Annotated in this window: 22 protein-coding genes; 12 read left to right on the top strand and 10 right to left on the bottom strand. The window is 40.6% G+C overall.

What is annotated here, in order from left to right:
• Positions 1–26 precede the first annotated feature (26 nt).
• Entirely contained in the window at positions 27–188 is a 162-nt protein-coding gene (locus tag C8D97_RS18175) for a hypothetical protein (RefSeq protein WP_170115238.1), read from the bottom strand.
• A gap of 84 nt (positions 189–272) precedes the next feature.
• Positions 273–1,685: an SLC13 family permease gene (locus C8D97_RS12135; protein ID WP_109764049.1), complete on the bottom strand. Its 1,413-nt coding sequence runs from the start codon at positions 1,683–1,685 to the stop codon at positions 273–275.
• A 229-nt stretch (positions 1,686–1,914) separates the two neighbouring features.
• On the opposite strand from C8D97_RS12135, the gene C8D97_RS12130 reads away from it, so the two are divergent.
• The 6 genes from C8D97_RS12130 to C8D97_RS12105 all read left to right on the top strand — a co-directional run bounded on the left by C8D97_RS12130 (position 1,915) and on the right by C8D97_RS12105 (position 5,576).
• On the top strand, positions 1,915–2,622 hold the full coding sequence (locus tag C8D97_RS12130) for a ParA family protein (protein ID WP_109764048.1): 708 nt from the start codon (positions 1,915–1,917) through the stop codon (positions 2,620–2,622).
• Positions 2,623–2,849: 227 nt separating this feature from the next.
• Positions 2,850–3,044 carry a hypothetical protein gene (locus C8D97_RS12125; protein ID WP_109764047.1) on the top strand — a complete coding sequence of 65 codons (195 nt, stop codon included), beginning with the start codon at positions 2,850–2,852 and terminating at the stop codon, positions 3,042–3,044.
• A gap of 406 nt (positions 3,045–3,450) precedes the next feature.
• On the top strand, positions 3,451–4,008 hold the full coding sequence (locus C8D97_RS12120) for a DUF2889 domain-containing protein (protein ID WP_170115237.1): 558 nt from the start codon (positions 3,451–3,453) through the stop codon (positions 4,006–4,008).
• Positions 4,005–4,343: a YqcC family protein gene (locus tag C8D97_RS12115; RefSeq protein WP_109764045.1), complete on the top strand. Its 339-nt coding sequence runs from the start codon at positions 4,005–4,007 to the stop codon at positions 4,341–4,343. The genes C8D97_RS12120 and C8D97_RS12115 overlap by 4 nt, the downstream gene beginning before the upstream one ends.
• Positions 4,333–4,692, top strand: a complete 360-nt coding sequence (locus C8D97_RS12110) for a TraR/DksA family transcriptional regulator (RefSeq protein ID WP_109764044.1) — start codon at positions 4,333–4,335, stop codon at positions 4,690–4,692. Before C8D97_RS12115 ends, C8D97_RS12110 begins: the two co-directional genes overlap by 11 nt.
• Before the next feature lie 134 nt (positions 4,693–4,826).
• Positions 4,827–5,576 carry a transporter gene (locus C8D97_RS12105; RefSeq protein ID WP_170115236.1) on the top strand — a complete coding sequence of 250 codons (750 nt, stop codon included), beginning with the start codon at positions 4,827–4,829 and terminating at the stop codon, positions 5,574–5,576.
• Between the two features lie 24 nt (positions 5,577–5,600).
• Here the strand turns inward: C8D97_RS12105 and C8D97_RS12100 are convergent, their stop codons facing one another.
• The 3 genes from C8D97_RS12100 to C8D97_RS12090 form a co-directional block, all read right to left on the bottom strand.
• On the bottom strand, positions 5,601–6,269 hold the full coding sequence (locus C8D97_RS12100) for a Dph6-related ATP pyrophosphatase (RefSeq protein ID WP_109764042.1): 669 nt from the start codon (positions 6,267–6,269) through the stop codon (positions 5,601–5,603).
• Positions 6,270–7,211 (bottom strand): ATP-grasp domain-containing protein, encoded by a 942-nt coding sequence (locus tag C8D97_RS12095; RefSeq protein ID WP_109764041.1) that lies wholly within the window; start codon positions 7,209–7,211, stop codon positions 6,270–6,272.
• Between the two features lie 138 nt (positions 7,212–7,349).
• On the bottom strand, positions 7,350–7,931 hold the full coding sequence (locus tag C8D97_RS12090; protein WP_109764040.1) for a redoxin domain-containing protein: 582 nt from the start codon (positions 7,929–7,931) through the stop codon (positions 7,350–7,352).
• Between the two features lie 73 nt (positions 7,932–8,004).
• On the opposite strand from C8D97_RS12090, the gene C8D97_RS12085 reads away from it, so the two are divergent.
• Entirely contained in the window at positions 8,005–8,214 is a 210-nt protein-coding gene (locus tag C8D97_RS12085) for a hypothetical protein (RefSeq protein ID WP_146196140.1), read from the top strand.
• 7 nt (positions 8,215–8,221) lie between these two features.
• On the opposite strand, the gene nudC is transcribed toward C8D97_RS12085, so the two are convergent.
• Together nudC and C8D97_RS12075 are read right to left on the bottom strand one after the other, a co-directional pair.
• The gene (gene nudC, locus C8D97_RS12080) at positions 8,222–9,124 is read right to left on the bottom strand and encodes an NAD(+) diphosphatase (protein WP_109764038.1); all 903 of its coding nucleotides are present in this window, start codon (positions 9,122–9,124) and stop codon (positions 8,222–8,224) included.
• Between the two features lie 155 nt (positions 9,125–9,279).
• A complete protein-coding gene (locus C8D97_RS12075; RefSeq protein WP_109764037.1) occupies positions 9,280–10,203 on the bottom strand; it encodes a YeiH family protein in 924 nt (307 codons plus the stop codon).
• A 267-nt stretch (positions 10,204–10,470) separates the two neighbouring features.
• On the opposite strand from C8D97_RS12075, the gene C8D97_RS12070 reads away from it, so the two are divergent.
• From C8D97_RS12070 to C8D97_RS18170, 4 genes are read left to right on the top strand one after another with little or no spacing between them, the layout of a single operon-like run.
• Positions 10,471–10,851, top strand: coding sequence for a GntR family transcriptional regulator (locus tag C8D97_RS12070; protein ID WP_109764036.1), 381 nt, complete (start codon positions 10,471–10,473; stop codon positions 10,849–10,851).
• Complete coding sequence (locus tag C8D97_RS12065) at positions 10,848–11,705, top strand: ABC transporter ATP-binding protein (RefSeq protein WP_109764035.1); 858 nt, start codon at positions 10,848–10,850, stop codon at positions 11,703–11,705. Before C8D97_RS12070 ends, C8D97_RS12065 begins: the two co-directional genes overlap by 4 nt.
• A complete protein-coding gene (locus tag C8D97_RS12060; protein WP_109764034.1) occupies positions 11,702–12,592 on the top strand; it encodes a hypothetical protein in 891 nt (296 codons plus the stop codon). The genes C8D97_RS12065 and C8D97_RS12060 overlap by 4 nt, the downstream gene beginning before the upstream one ends.
• Positions 12,593–12,650: 58 nt before the next feature.
• Positions 12,651–12,809: a hypothetical protein gene (locus C8D97_RS18170; RefSeq protein ID WP_170115235.1), complete on the top strand. Its 159-nt coding sequence runs from the start codon at positions 12,651–12,653 to the stop codon at positions 12,807–12,809.
• A gap of 99 nt (positions 12,810–12,908) precedes the next feature.
• Here C8D97_RS18170 and C8D97_RS12055 read toward each other — a convergent pair whose 3' ends face one another.
• The 3 genes from C8D97_RS12055 to C8D97_RS12045 all read right to left on the bottom strand — a co-directional run bounded on the left by C8D97_RS12055 (position 12,909) and on the right by C8D97_RS12045 (position 16,037).
• Complete coding sequence (locus C8D97_RS12055; RefSeq protein ID WP_109764033.1) at positions 12,909–13,526, bottom strand: GDSL-type esterase/lipase family protein; 618 nt, start codon at positions 13,524–13,526, stop codon at positions 12,909–12,911.
• A gap of 12 nt (positions 13,527–13,538) precedes the next feature.
• Positions 13,539–13,841, bottom strand: coding sequence for a DUF2288 family protein (locus C8D97_RS12050; protein ID WP_109764032.1), 303 nt, complete (start codon positions 13,839–13,841; stop codon positions 13,539–13,541).
• Positions 13,842–13,916: 75 nt separating this feature from the next.
• The gene (locus tag C8D97_RS12045) at positions 13,917–16,037 is read right to left on the bottom strand and encodes a tetratricopeptide repeat protein (RefSeq protein WP_109764031.1); all 2,121 of its coding nucleotides are present in this window, start codon (positions 16,035–16,037) and stop codon (positions 13,917–13,919) included.
• A 209-nt stretch (positions 16,038–16,246) separates the two neighbouring features.
• On the opposite strand from C8D97_RS12045, the gene C8D97_RS12040 reads away from it, so the two are divergent.
• On the top strand, positions 16,247–16,756 hold the full coding sequence (locus tag C8D97_RS12040) for a DUF3016 domain-containing protein (RefSeq protein WP_109764030.1): 510 nt from the start codon (positions 16,247–16,249) through the stop codon (positions 16,754–16,756).
• Positions 16,757–16,765 lie beyond the last annotated feature (9 nt).

Genomic DNA, 16,765 nt, shown 5'->3' with positions numbered 1-16,765 from the left:
TAACAAAAAGTATTGAAAGCGAGTGTTTATTTCTCGGATATTTTGCTTCGACTCATCCGGCTTAATTCATCGGTTAATTGATTGGCCGGACCTCGTCTTTCGCGACGGAATAAAAATTCACCGCTTAATCCAAGGTTTGAGCGAGCGAAGGCTCGATGTTTGATTCGTCTTGTATTCATGGTGTTCATAATAATATTCCTTTATGTCAATTCAGTGACACCCATTGCCACCAGGTTCAGTATAACGATTAATCACCGAAATAGTAACACTCTCTAGCTGAGCAGCAGTAAACATGAGCCACTGATCACAACAACACCGACAAAATTTAGTGTCATTCCTTTACTGGCCATTTGCCTGACGGTCAGTTTTTCGCTGCCAAAGACCACTGCATTAGGGGCCGTGGCAACCGGCAACATAAACGCACAACTGGCACTCATGGCTGCAGGCACCATAATAATCGCAGGATCGATACCTGCTGCAATCCCCGCCGCTGCTAGAATAGGCATCAGCAGGGTAGTGGTTGCCGTATTGCTGGTGACTTCTGTAATAAAGGTGACCGATAAGCAAATTAATGGCACCAGCAACCAGAGCGGTTGATTGATTAATACTGTCAAATGCTCACCGGCAACCTGACTCAGCCCGGATTCAGCGAAGGCTTTGGCGATACAAATACCGCCTCCAAACAATATAAGAACGCCCCACGGGATTTTATTGGCCGTTTCCCAGTCCAGCAGTCGCTCGCCTTTGCCATTGGGCAACATAAACATTACTGCTGCAGCGAGTAGTGCAACGCTGGCATCGTTTGCCGTTTTAAGATCAAACCAGCTGCTCCAACCGCCAAAGGGTTCTTTACGGGTAATCCAGAGTAGAGCGGTGATCGCAAAAACAGTCAACACCCGTATTTCTTCGGTTCGCCAGTGCCCCGGATGAGGCACTTCAAGATTATTACTGGCGGATAAACCCTTACGCAGCCAAAGCCAGGCGAGCGGGATCAAAACCACCACCACCGGCACAGCCCAGCTCATCCATTCAGTGAAGGAAAGCGATTGACCAGTGGCTTCTTCATAAACACCGCGAAATAGCATATTGGGGGGTGTGCCGATGGGCGTACCAATACCGCCAATGGAGGCTGCATAGGCGGTGCCCAATAACAAAGCTGGAACTAACGTCCTGTCGGTATTCTTCTCAAGTACCGCTAATGCAACGGGTAACAGCATTAGGGTTGTGGCAGTGTTAGAAATCCACATGCTTAACAGAGCTGAAGCAACCATAAATCCGAGCAATACTTGTGAAGATGATTTACCACCAAAAAGATGAATCATCTGTAAAGCAATGCGCCGGTGGGTGCCTGATTTCTCCATTGCTTTTGATAACATAAAACCGCCCATCAGCAATAAAATCAGTGAATGACCGTAAGACTGGGCAACTTGTTTGCTGTTCAACACGCCAAATAATGGAAACAGAGCTAAGGGTAATAAACTGGTAGCGGCAATGGGAACAGGCTCGGTGATCCACCAGATGGCACACCAGAGAGTAACGCCAAGGGTTAGCCCCATAGCAAAGCCAAAATCGGTATTAGCAAGAATTAAGGTCACTACAAGACACACCAGCGGCCCTGTAATTAATGCAAGCTGTTGAATTATTGAGAATTTATTTTTACCGGTATTCGAGAGTTGTTCCGTCATAAGCAAATAAGTTACTGTTGTTATCTATCTTATTGATTTTTATGGAGTATATTACATCATTTATCCGAGGGCTTAGCGAATGATAATTTATAATCCACACAAATTATAATCGATTTAAGTTAATTTACCTTGGTCGTTGTTTGACCAAATATAAAAAAAAGGCCAAAATAATCAATATATTGCAAATACAATCTATAATTGAGTTTAACTAAAAGTAATAATAAAGATTATGTCCGCAAAAGTTATTGCAATCGCACAGGCGAAAGGAGGAGTGGGTAAAAGCACTCTATGCGCCAATCTCGCGTCGACGTTTGCCGATGTTGCCAAAACATTGGTAGTTGATTGCGATCCACCCCAGCACTCCATGAGTGCCTGGCACGATGTCCGGTTTGAAATCTATGAAGAAACCGGTATGGATCTTCAACTGGCCACAAAACCATCCGAGCTTTTGAATATTCTTGAAAAAGAGCAAAACAATTACGATGTTATATTGCTTGATGGTCCACCCCATATCAATGCGATGACCCGCACAATGGTTGCAATAGGCTCAATGGTACTGGTTCCTCTGGCACCATCTCCGGTGGAAATTTGGTCGTTTCAGGAAATGGACAAGCTGGTGAGTGAAGCCCAGAAGTTAAACCCAGATTGCCAGTCTCGTATTTGCTGGACCCGGGTAAGAACCCGTGTAAAGTCAGCGGAAGATCTTATTTCAGAAGTTAAAAGTGCCAGTCATATTAAACCTTTTAATTGTCAGCTGACTCAACGGGTGGCTTACGTTGATTCATTTGCCGAAGGATTGTCGGTATATGAGTGGCCAGATCCCGTGGCCCGGGCTGAAGTATGGTCGCTGCACTCGGCGATACAGCGACTGATTAAAAAATGCGGTACACCCAAGTTTACCAAACGTACTAAAATCCTCGAGTTTTCCAGGCAGTGATGGTTTTAAAGAAGCATTAGAAGATTCAAAAGGATTTTTAAAGAGTTTTTAAACAGCTTCTTAAAGAGCTCTCAAGTTTATTGAGCTTCGAATGACACTTACAGAAACACTCAATTGACCGTTGAAGATTGGCTAAATAGAAAAAATTAAAACCTTTTTGCCATTTAATACGTCTATATCATTATCTCAGGGTATCTAATCAGTATGTCTTTTGACTGGAGAAGGTCATGCGCTCACATCTTAGTAAAAGCTGGATTTACACCGCAATATTAGTTGGTTCATTAGTCTTTACTTTTCTATCACTGCATTCCGGCACTCATCGATTACAATTGCAGGCTTTTTTACCTTTTAATGATCAACCTCTTTTGATTGAACTTGCCGATGAATATTCGGAAAAACAGATGTCGGATCTATGTGGATAGTTGCGAGAAACTCTAAATTATCCACTGAACAGATCCGATTTACGCTCCCTACCTATGATTCTCACAATAACTCTCTGTTGAAAAAATAACCCGCCGGGGAGGCGGGTAAATGGGGTTATTTTGAGGAGCTTGTCTTAACCAAGTGTTACTTTGGCTAAAAAAGCATCTTAAGAATATACCCGCCGAATGTGATTGAGTGTGTAAAGGTGTAAAAAGTTATTTCAGGCGAATGTTTTATATCCGCTTAATATTTATATTTCATAAACGTCCTCATTTCAGTATGCGTTATTAAATCCGTCTATGGATAAATTAATAGCAATATGCAAGCTTAGCTATTTTTGAGTTGTTGGGCTCTCATGCTAAAGTAGTTTGGAGTTATCAATGGCATTGTTATAAGAGCAAACCTGTGACAAATACAACCAATCAACGACAACCGATACATAATCGTAATATTAACTCTACAGGCTATTTACGTGATGATGGTCTTTGGGATATAGAAGCTGTATTGATCGACACCAAAGATTATTATTTTGAAACCATAGAGCGGGGCACTTTATCGCCTGGAGAGCATGTCCATAATTTAACGGTTTGTGTAACACTGGATGATAGTTTTACCATTCGGGATGTTAACGCGGTAATGGAAGCAACGCCTTTTCAACTTTGTAAACAAGTACCCCCAAGAATGAACAAAATAGTCGGAATTACCATAGGTAAAGGCTGGATTAAACAGGTACTAGAATTATTGGGCGGAACTCAAGGGTGTACTCATTTTATTGAAATGCTTAAAATCATTGCAACTACCGCGTATCAAACCATTCATCCTTATCGAATAAAAGATACCCAAGGTCCAAAGATTATTCATCCATCCATCGTCGATCAATGTCAGGGATTTGCATCAGATGGCAGTGTCGTTCAGAAACACTTTCCCGAGTACTCTTTATTAAATGTTAAAGAGACATCATGAGTCAGATTCATCAGGAGTTAATGTCATTTATTGATGAGCTTAGCTCGACAATGAGGCAGTTAAATCTTTGGGCAGAACAACCACCTGAAGAATATTGTTTTGAAAGCACAGCGCCGTTTTGTGCGGATACCATGGCTTTTGAGCAGTGGCTACAGTTTGTGTTTATACCCAGGTTACAAATGTTGGCAGAACAGCAGGGCACTTTGCCGGCACCAGCTAATATATTACCCATGGCAGAGCAAGTTTTTAAAATGGATTATCAAACCAAAAAACCACTGTTGCTGCTTATGGCTTATTTTGATCGATTATCGAAGCGGTTAGTTAATGTTAAGTGATAAACAAGTAAAGCATTATTACCAGAAGCTGATGACTCTCAAGCAGGAGCTTCAGGATGATATAGAGTTAGCTCAAGATTCTGCGAAGACGGTTGAGCTGGATCAAACCTCCACTGGCAGAGTGTCACGGGGCGATGCACTGCAACAGCAAGCAATGGCGAAAGCCGGGTTGGAGCGTGATCAGAAACGTTTTATAAAAGTAATTAAAGCACTGAGCAGGATAAGCGATGACGATTACGGTTGGTGCTTACGGTGCGATGAACCCATTTCAGAAAAACGACTCGAGATAATGCCTGAAGCTGAGTTTTGTATTGATTGTGAGGCTAAAAAGGAAACTCAACAGAGTTGATATTTGGTTACGGTTTTACTTTACAGTTTGGTTCGATTAAGTGATTATCCTGATCAAATAACGGTGTCTGACTGTAAACAGAAACCGTAATAAATTATTTAATGTTATTAATGATCCCTAAAGCGGAGAGTATCATGATAAAACCAATTATAATTGCATGCCTGTGTGTTTCTTCACTGGCTATGGCTGACGATCCCATTTCTGCAGACAGACCCGGTTTTAGTAGCGGGACTTATACTGTTGCACCTGGTCGTATCAACGCAGAGTTTGGTTATCAATACAGTGCCAATAATCATGGTATTGATCAGTCTACTCATACGTTACCGCTTATGGTATTGCGAGCCGGTTTTTTATCGGATATGGAAATAGATTTGATGTGGGCTGGTTGGGATATTGACAAAGTTGGAGAACAGTCGTCAACCAATTCTTACTCGGATTTAACCGTAGCAACAAAATACAGGTTACACCGGGGTAATGATTTTAATTTAACCGCATTAGCCAGTGTTTCGTTGCCCATTGGTTCTGAGCCTTCTACTTCTGACAATACCGATCCATTAATTGGTTTGCTCTGGGATTATCAACTGGTTAATGACGTGAGTTTATTTGGGGTGGCTCAGGTGAGTTCGTTTAAAGTGGCGGGTTCCCGTGAACAAGATTTGCAATTAGCCATTGGAGCATCGTTTTCGCACAGTGATGGCTATGGCTCCTTTATTGAACTCTATACCATACAGCCGTTTGACTCCCGTTTGGACGATGAAGTTGTAATCGATGGTGGCATTACTTACTTGGTGAATAATGATCTACAACTGGATTTTAATATTGGTCTGGGGTTAAACGATACATCGAGTGACTTTGTGGGTGTTGGAGTGGCTACTCGTTTTTAATGTCGGTGATTTTTTCACACTATTTTATCCAACACGAAATTTCTGAACATGAAATCTATCACCCTTGTTGATGTCTTCAAGGGTGATGTTGATTGGATGGCTAAAACAGGGTGCGTTTGTCACCAGTGTATGAAACTCGCCATTTTCCCCACATGGATCAACCGAGGATGGAAGTTCATTCAATAGTTGTTGGTTGTAATTGCGGCCAACAAATTGACCATCAAGTTGGCTAGTATCGACGGTTATTAATTGAGTTTCGATGTTTCTTTTGAGAATCTCCTGAGAAAGACTTTCAGGTGTCTGACCCAGTAAAGGGAAAACGCATTCAAAACCTGCGGGCTCTAGAAACGAGCGACGGTAGTCTTCAATGCCATTACAAAACATATCACCAAATGCAATGGCATCAATGGGGACCTCTGCGTTTTTTAAATGATCCACAACTATCTTCTGATAAATGTTGTTATCCGGAAATGTTTTTGGCAGTTCTGCCGTTATTAAAGGTAAGTTTAATCGCTCAGCCTGCATTTTTATAACATCAAGAGGTGTTTCCTGAAACGGCACATGATTTTTCACATGTGTGGTGAATAACCCTGTGACTTTATAAGCAGGGTTATCGAGCAGTTCTAACAAGCATAAGCAAGAGTCTTTGCCGGAAGACCAGCTAACAACCACGTGTTTAAGTTTAGAAGTCACTTAACTGTCCAGTCTTTGGTAAATGGCTTCAGCAAGTGCGAATGCAGCAGGGCGATGAAAGCGGAAAAACAATTCAGGCTCAATCAGTTCAAGTTCCATTAATGATAGTTTGTCATCATTGTCACGAATAATATCAACGCGTGCATAGATGGGTTTTGGATCACAGGCCAGTATTGCTTGTTCGGCAAATTGAGTTTCGTTTTCATCTGGCTGATGAGGCACAACGGTTCCACCATGATCATCCTGCACTCGAAAATCACCTTCGGCCGCTATTTTTCTAACCGCATGAGTTACCTTACCATCAATAACCATAAGTGAAAGCTCGCCATCTGACATAATATTTTTTTGAAAAGGTTGTAACATAAAGTCTTCCTGCTTGATAAGGTCAGACAATTTTTGCTCCATGTCATCTATATTTTCTTTGGTTATCCGATAGGTATGTCGGGCGGCACCTGAAACCACTGGCTTTAAAATGGCCTCTGAAAGTCCATGGTCTTCCAGTGTTCGTTTTAAGTTGACAACTTTCCCTTTCGGTAGAATATAGGTATCAACCGATCGAATACCTTTTTGCGCCATTTCGATTAAATAACGTTTATCCATATTCCACAGAATAGTTGACAGATCGTTAATGCAAACCACTTTCGATTCGATAGTTTTTAGCCAGTGAGAAAACTCACCAAACCGGTCAAAATAATCCCAGGTAGTACGGAATAAAACGGCACGGCACAGAGACCAGTTGTAGTCAGGATCGGACCAGCTTTTTTTAATGACGTTTAATTTTTTCTGTTTCAGCGCATCAATCACAAGTTCATCTTCAAGTAAAACTTGCAGTGTGTACCAGCCAAGCTCAGGCAGTTGTTGTTTATCGGCAGGCGCGTATTTATCTTCCGTCAGTACAACAATATCAACAGGACTGTTGTTATTTACAGAATTACTATTCATAGAACTACTCTTATTATCAGAGAAAGTATCCTTTGCAGAACTTGTCATTCGGGTCACAATGTTATTGATTTTTCATAGTCGCATAGTAACTGATCGAGTCTGCATGTCACAAGCCGCCTGGCTACGAAGGAACATTGGTTATTCGATCAAAGCAAGACGGCTTTTCATACCAAGAGAGGTGCTATAACCGACACTGACAGACTCTAACTGATCATTCGAGTTACTAATGTAATAAGTTGGAAATCCTTTGATATTAAAGTCTTTTAGCTGCTGAACGGTGCCGAGCAATACATCCACGGGCAGATCGTGTTCGGAAACAAACTGTCTGACCTCATCAACGGTTTTCCAGTCCAGAGCAATAATATAAACGTTAACATTTTTATTATTGATATCCTGTTTCAGGGTATTGATATTTTCTATGGATAGATGGCAGATATTGCACCAGGGGGCAAAAAAATAGTAGATACTGGGAACCGCTGCTTTGTTATTCGAATCAATAATCTGACCGGATAAACTTGGCAGTACAAATGAAGGTGCAGTGTTTGCACCATCTGTTGGCAGACTATCTTTGACTTGCCAAAAGTGGATGCCGATCATTATGGCGATAATAATCATTAGATCGCGCCAGCTAAACCAACGATTTTTACCTGCGTCATTGGTATTATTGGTGACACTACTTTTATTCAAAAACTTGTCAAACAACTGTCTTAGTTTTGTCATGTATCAACTTTATAACTGGGGTTCATTTAGCAAAGTATGTATTAATTTATTACCTGGCAGTTTGGGAGCTCACATGAAATCGGTCGAAACGATTAATTCACAATCAAAATTTCCATCACAAGCGCAATTACAATCAATAGACTATCAAACACTCGGAAAGTTACTGGGCATTAACTTTAATCAGTTAAAATCTTCTGAACAACAACCTAAGTGGCGAAAGCTTGAAGTGTTGAATGAATTGAAGCAACTTGAGTCGGATGTTAATGACTTTAACATAAACTGATTGCGCACTAGTGTTTGTATTTTGCGATATTGAGGCCCAGGCTTTGAGCCCAATGTTCAACAAGATGGTATGAAATGGAGCCGCTGCTCGGCAATATTATGTCGCCACTTTCCAATTGCTCAATAAAATTGTCTGCATTAACCCATATGGCATGCTCAAGCTCCTGATCAAGCAAATGCACATTCTGGCTCGATGCTTCGGCAGTAAAACCAATCATGATGGAGCAGGGAAAAGGCCAGGGCTGCGAGCCAAGATATTCGACATTGCTGACCTTTAATTGACTTTCTTCCCAGACTTCGCGTTTTACCGCCTGTTCAAAACTTTCACCTGGCTCAACAAAACCGGCTAACACTGAGTATCTGTGCTCAGGCCAGCTGGACTGCCTGGCCAGTAATAATTCATCTTTATAAGTGACAGACATAATAACGGCCGGATCGGTTCTGGGGTAGATCGCTGAATCACAATGACTGCATACCAGCTCATGACCCGCAGAATATATTTCTGTCGGTTCACCACAACGACCACAATATTGGTGTTGCTGATGCCAGTAATGCAAAGCTTTGGCATAGGCAATGGTTGATGCATAAGGTTCTGCAATTAAAGGCAATGCCAACCGCAAAGATTTCCATTGTTGGTGGAAACTGAGTTCAAAGTCATGACTGTCAACAACGGCGCTGAACCAGGGGGTATTTTCTGCATGGCCCAGATAAAGCCAGTGTTGTTGATCTGGAGCATTGGTGTGGTGCGCTGCATTTGCTGCATGAAGTCCATCGGGTGACATAAGCAGCTGTAAGTCTTCGTTAAACACGACCAACTTTACGTTATCTTGCGCTCGCCATTTAGCCTGTTGAGTCTCATCTGAGCGGCAGTGCGATTGTCGATCGAGTGGTGAAAATGAAAACTTCCACATGATTGAATCCTAAGTATATTTAGAGTATCTGTAGTCTGAAAGAAAAATTCTGTCTGGCACATTCGGTCTGGCACATATAAAGCATCTGGAGTTTGAATGCTTCTGAATAATTATCAATCTATCGATAACAAATGAATCATTTACAAATAAGTTACTTACAAATAAATGACAAGTGCCAGAGAAACCACTGCTAACACCAGCCAGAGTATAGCGCCCATAATCAGTGGTTTGCTATCCACCTGTTTAATAACCTGAGGTGTAATGCCGAGTCCTAATAGATAAAGTGCAAATATCAGGAAGAACTTCGCTATTTCGGAAATCTGCTGGAAGACAGGCGCAAAACTTGGTATTGCACTGTTGGCGGCAGAGGCTAAAACAAAAAATACGATAAACACCGGTAAATTAAGTCTGGACTTATGCCCATTAAACCAGACTGAAGCGAGCAGGGTTACCGGAATGATCCACAATGTTCGGGCCAGTTTGGTCGCGGTTGCAATTTGCAAAGAAGCATCACCGTATTGAGAAGCCGCACCTACAACGGAACTGGTGTCATGGATGGCTAAAGCGGCCCAAATACCAAATTGGTATTGGGTTAAATCAAGCCAGTGGCCGATATAGGGAAAGGTATAGAGGGCAACAATATTTAATAAGAACACCACGGTAACGGCCATAGCTGTCCGATCCGGATGGCTTTTAATAGCCTGTGATACGGCCGCTATGGCACTACCTCCGCAAATTGCAGTACCCGAGGTGATGAGCAACCCGGTTTGATGATGAATTTTCATAAGTTTGAACACGACAACACCGGTTGCTATAGCTACGGCGATGGAGATAAAGGTGATCAAAAAGGTATCTTGGGTGGTTTGCCATAATCCTTGCAAATTCAAACCGAAACCAAGGCCAACAATGGATAGCTTTAGTAACTGCGCAGACACTTTACGGCAAAACCCGCTGTATGAATGACGCAGCACTAAAGCCGTCGCCAGTCCTGCAAACAGAGCGAGTCCAGCGTTTAGCAAATTAAGGTAAATCAAAACAGCTACGGACAGCGAAATTACGATAACAACGGAGCGTACCACAAGACATCTCTATGACTAAATTTTAGCGCATGCTACCACATGAACTGGTTAAAGCGGTATCTCAGAAAGATTTGTTACAACTTCAAGTTAACATAAAGATATTATAAAACAGATAGTTAGAGTTGATTGGTAGAACGTTTAATCGATTCGATGAGAATATTTTATTGCGTTATGCTGATATGGTGATATAGTTATATATAACACCAGTTCGGTGGTTTGGTTTGTATCAACGTCAGGCCAATTTTTTATGACAAAGGTGAATGAACTATGCAAGCAAACTGGAACGATAGTCAGCCTATTTATCGTCAGTTACGAGATAAGGTCATCGCATCCATTCTGGATAATGAGTTGAAGGAAGGGGATGCATTACCTTCGGTACGTCAGGTGTCTGCTGATTTTCAGTTGAACCCTATTACCGTATCGAAGGCTTATCAGGAACTGGTTGATGACAGTGTGGTGGAGAAAAAAAGAGGGGTTGGAATGTTTATTCAGCAAGGTGCTCGAGAAAAGTTACTAAATCAGGAACGACAGCAGTTTTTAACACAGGAGTGGCCATTGATTGTTGAACGAATCAGTCGACTAGGGCTTAAGTTAAGTGACTTGCCTGATGCTGACACAAAGTCTAACAGTGAAGGAGGTAACTCATGAGCGCGGTTGTAACAGCAAAAGGATTAAGAAAATCCTATGGTGGTTTTGATGCCTTAAAATCTGTTGACTTTACCATTGAGCGCGGCCGCATTGTTGGTTTGATTGGACCCAATGGTGCTGGAAAAACCACTGCATTAAAGTCACTGCTTGGTTTAACGACTTTCGATGGTCACCTTGATGTGTTTGGACTGGATCCCAGACAGGATCGTCATTTGCTTATGCAGCGGGTCTGTTTTATAGCCGATGTCGCGGTTATTCCTCGTTGGATGAAAGTGTCACAGTCCTTGGAGTTTGTAGAAGGTGTGCATCCTAAATTTGATCGTGTTAAAGCCGAACGGTTTTTACAGAAAACTAAAATTAACCTGAACAGTAAAGTTGGGCACTTATCCAAAGGTATGGTGACGCAGCTTCATCTGGCACTAATTTTAGCCATAGATGTTGAACTGCTGGTACTCGATGAGCCGACACAGGGGTTGGATATTCTGTATCGAAAAGAGTTCTATCAGGAGCTTTTAGGTGAATTTTTTGACGACAACAAAACCATCGTTGTAACAACCCATCAAGTTGAAGAGGTGGAGAATTTATTGACCGATCTTATGTTTATCAAAGACGGCAATATTGTTCTGGACTCAACCATGGATGAAGTGGGTGAACGTTTTGTTGAAGTTATGGTGTCAGGCGACCAAGTAGACGTAGCAAGACAACATAAGCCCATTGCAGAGCGAGAGGTTTTTGGCCGAAAAGTATTTTTATTTGATGGCATTGGTAGTGAAACCGCCGAGTCATTGGGTGACACTCATAGACCGAGCGTTTCAGACTTATTTGTTGCAAAAATGAAAGGAGTTAGCGCATGAACATAACCGTTTTTAAAACATTGTTATTGCGAGAGTACTGGGAAAATAAAAGTTTTGTCAGAGCACCTCTTATCATTTCGGCAGTCCTTATTTTTTCCATGATTGTTGGCATGTTCACTGCACAAAGCATGATTTTTTCGCTCGGTGATGACTCAGGCTTTCAGTTTGATGCCGGCTTTGAAGCTTTGAGCGAAGCCAATTCTTATGAGCTAACCAAAGGTTTGCAAGCGTTACAGTTTGGTGTGTTTTTATCGCCTCTAATCGTTGGCATGGTGTTTGTTTTATTCTTTTATGCACTTGGCAGTTTGTACAATGATAGACGCGATCGCAGCATACTGTTCTGGAAGTCTATGCCAGTGTCTGATTTGCAAACGGTTATGTCAAAGGTTTTCTCAGCACTGATTATTGTGCCTGTATTGACTGCAATTGTGGCAGTAGCCACCCAGATAGTCGGTCTTATTTTAATGACTCTGATGATCTGGTTTAACGGTGGTTCAGCTTGGGACTTGTTGTGGAGCCATTCATCATTTTTTAGCGTGATTTTTAACTACTTTGCATCACTGTTTATGTTGGCATTGATTATGGCGCCTATCTTAGGTTGGCTATGGTTGGTGTCGGCTTATGCCAAACGAGCTGCATTTTTAATCGCGCTGTTTATTCCATTAGGATTGATGTTGGTTGAAGGTATGATTTTCCACTCTGGTAATCTTGCAAAATTGATTGGTGATCATATCTCAAAAACTGAAATTATTATGGAAGGCGTGGTTATGCATGGGCATCCGTTTGCGGTGCTTAGTGAAGGCGGATTTTGGGGTGGTTTGTTGATTAGTGCAGCATTTATTGCGGGTGCAATCTATATACGCCGCTTTAGAGATGACAGTTATTAGCCCACATATTTAAAGGATAGGGTGCGAAAATAAATTTCGCACCCAGTGGAGAAAAGTTATGAAACAAGTAAGACGTTACATTGACCGCGTGAGTTTAGCCGTATTTATTATCAGTACTGGATTTATGCTGGCAAACCTAAAATCGTTTCCTGAAGTTGCGCATTATGAAAGTACCAGCGAAGCGATTATTGAGATGATGTGTATTTTATTGTTTTAAGTGTTTTATTTGAAAGCGTTTAAATTAATCGATCATAGCTATTATTAATTTTTTGATGGTGTGGTTGACACTAAATTGACAGTAAAGTTATAAAATTAATTAAATAGCTGGCAGTGCGCCACGATCATGCAAAAACTGATAGATGCTTTCTGCTAATTTTCGATAACCAAGTTGATTTAGGTGAATAGTATCTGATTTAAGTTGTTTATCAGACAGTAAATCCGAAAGGGCATCTTCAATCAATGGAACATTCGTCTCTTTGGCAACTTCTTCATAAATGTCAGCGTCCGACAAAAAAACACCAATGTCGGGTACTGCAATTAATACAACTTCTGAATTATTCTGTTGTATCCGATGAATAATGTTGATTAAATTTCTTTTCGTTTCTTCCGACTTTCTTTTCCTTAAAAAATCATTGCCGCCTAAACACAAGAGTACAAGATCCGGGTTATAGGTTGATAACATGGTATCAATTCTTTCTAGACCATCTTGAGTTTTATCGCCTGGTATTCCTCTATTGATGACTTCAAGCCCGGTTAGAGCCATAAGTACATCCGGGTAGCTTTCGGCGCTTTTGGCTCCGGTTCCATAGGTTAAACTGTCACCAAAGGCGACTATGGTTGATTCGGAGTTTAATGGTGAAAGGTGAGGAGGGGTATCACAGGCAAGTAACAGCAGTGAAATACATGCAAGAATATGAATTTTAAACTTTTGCATTACGGCGTAACTTTATTTTTTTTGAGCAAAAACGAAAGGAGCCACAACGACTGCCCAAAAAGGTGTGTCTGTTTGACAATTTTGTTTTACCCAGTCAATAGTAGGTAAAAACAATTGCTTATTGTTTAATTGTTGTTCAATAAAAGATTTGTCATCGTTCGAAACTCTGGCCGCTGTTGAGATCAAATCCTGTTGCTGTTCGACAATGTAAAGCTGTCCTTTGGCGAAAAAACGTTCAATTTCAGCCCAGGCAACGACGGCTGTTTCCAAGTTTAATTTATCGGTAACTGATTCTGGCGTGTTATCGGAGGACATTGTTTACTCTTGTATTCATTTGACTAGCTTGCAGTGATGCTAACTCTAACTGTTTTGGAGTTCAATATTTTGTGTCTAATCATTGTTTGACTCAATATTATTGAACGAGTCGCTATCTTTTAGTGGCAATGTAAAGCAGGCAGTATACTCAGTTTTGCCCGATTGTGCATTGTTGGACTCTATCCATAACTCTCCATTGAGCTGATTTATGATTTTCTCAGACAAAGACAAAATACTGCTTTTAGTTGTGTTGTGGGCTTTAGTGTTTTCTGTTGTACAAGTGTTTTTTGATAAGGGGACATTGGAAATTCTTATCATTAGATGTTGCTGGCTCGGGTAGGCGTGGAAGTAAATAGTTCCCACACCCATATGAGTTATCAGATAGTCTGTGGTATTGAATATAACCTGATTAACACAATGTTCATCGGCCCATACATCAGGCGGAGTCTGAATATTATTGATAAAGTTTATAGACAGATCATCAAGACTGTCGTGAAATACATCAATTAATACGGGTATTAGACTACTTAGTTTTACAAAGTATTTTTCGGTGCATAACGAATCAATATTGTTGGTCACGGAAAAAATTAAATTTCTAAGGTGAATGTTCAACTTTACTGAGTGGCATGTAAGAGATTTGATTTGGGCTTTGGACAACTGCTGTTTGTCAGATGATTGAAGATCATGTCCCAAGTTATTAATTGCTTGCAATGGCTTTAATAATTTATCTTGAAGCTTTTTATCAGAAAGTTGTTGTGGGTTAATATTATTTTTTAGAGTATCCCATGAGGCTTTTGCAGGCTTGCTATTCATTTTTTTATTTTTATAATAAATTATTGATATAGCTAATAATATGATAAGAATGACAATCACTCCAAAACTGAATAAAAGCCAATTTTCAAGTTCACCGTACTTTAAGGTTTTTAGATTTAGTTGGGTATTGAGCTCAGTGATTTTCTGATCTTTTTTCAAAAGTTTATTCTGAAATTCGACGCGTTTTACATTGTTTCCCTGGTCCTCTCCTAGCAGTTCCTCGGCAACGTTTTTATATTGTTTATAGTGATGTAAAGCCGCTTTATGATTTTGATTTGTTTCATAAGCATCAGCCAGGTGTTGATGAAAACGCATGATCTTTTCTTTTTCAGATGTTTTTATTGCAATGGATAATCCTTTTTTCCAGAAGTCTATAGCCGCTGTAAAATCATCCAGACTGATATGGAGTTGACCGAGTTGAAATAATGCTTCATTTTGTACTTGAGTCGCTTGTGAGGCTAGTCCAAGTTGATGAGCTTTTTCCAGATGAAGCTGTGCTTCAGCTAACCTGTTTTGTTTTATTAAAACGGCACCTATGGTTGCATGTGAAAACCCTTGTCCGCGTTTGTTATTAATTTCCTGCTCTATAGACAAAGATGACTCATAGTGTTCGATCGCCTGTTCAAACTGACCTAGTTTCTCTAATGCTTGGCCTTTATTATTAATGGGATCCGCTTGCTCTGTACGTAAGCCGAGTGATTGATAGACTTCGATGGATTTATTGTAATAAAGAATGGCTTTTTCATATTGTTTTAAATAGAAATAGACGACACCAATATTATTTAAGGTCGAGGCAACAGAGCCCGGATTATCAAGGGATTCTTTAATTGCCAGGCTTTTAAGTAAATAATCCAATGCCTGCTCATAATTTCCAAGATGACGATGAATAATTCCCAGGTTATTTTGTGCTATTGCTATGTCATGAGGCTTATTAGCTGCACGGTACAAATTTAAGCTTTTCTCAAGACTGTCTACTGCTTGATAGATATCACCCTGGTACCAGTATATCTCGCCTTTTCTTGACAGGGCCTGAGCCTGTTTATCGGCATGGGTCTGAATGGATGTGTGTGCGAGTAAGTGTTGAAGCAGCACATGTGCTTGTTGGTAATTATCCTGCTGTACATAAGTGTCCGACAGGGTGATATTCAGGACATAATAGAGTTCAAAGTCGGGTTGTTGTTCAAGTAGCTCAAGCCCATGCTCAATGAGCCTTATCGCTTTTTGGGGATTTTCATATATGAGTGAGTTGGCTTGCTGGTTTAGCTCAAGGACTTGTTGGTGCAGTTTAGTAGCTGAGTGAGCCGGTTGGACGAATTGGATGTAAAGTAAAACAAAGAGAGCTCCTTTACCGAACAGCCCCAAGCATACCGATTTTATTTTCAATCCTTTATACTCCCGAATAATTCAGGTATCAAAACAATAAGATATCGGTTTCAGGAACTCAAGTTTTATCCCAATAATTTAATTAAAACGTATTAAAGCATAATGGGTTGACCTGCAATAACTTGTTAATATTAAAAGGGAAAATAGCTTGAGGACCCGTTCTGTATAGTGTAGTGTAAAGTATACCTACTTAATGGAGGTGTTTATTTATGAAACATACTACTCTTCGACCTTCCGCTATTAAACTTTTGCCCATTAGTATTGCTGTTATTTTCTCAGCATCGACATTTAGTGGCGTTCAAGTGAATCTGGTTGAGCCTGAACGTTATACCGATATTCAAGACACAAACTCCAGCCGAAAATCTTCTATCCAAGACTTTGAAAAAGAGATGAAAAGCTTTTTCGACAGTAAAAGCAAGGCTGTGCTTAAGTCAGGACATAATCTGTCAGTTGATATACTGGATGTGGATCGAGCCGGTGATCTTCGTTATAACTACACGGCAACTCACGAGGATATGCGTATACTTCGTGATACTGTCAGAGTTCGTGTAAAACTGAAGTATACAATTTCAGACTCGGATAAAAATGTGATTAAGTCTGGCGAAGAGCATTTAAAAGAGTTTTATCAAATCGGTAGTATTGACGCTCGAAAAAACCAGCGTGAAAAGCTTTATTATGAGAAAAAACTGATTAGTGACTGGCTCGATAAGTTATATTAGAAAAAAAGC

It is taken from the genome of Pleionea mediterranea, from assembly GCF_003148745.1.
GTDB lineage: Bacteria > Pseudomonadota > Gammaproteobacteria > Enterobacterales > Kangiellaceae > Pleionea > Pleionea mediterranea.
Note: the sequence above shows the minus strand (reverse complement) of the source record. Positions and strands in the feature narration are given on the sequence as shown.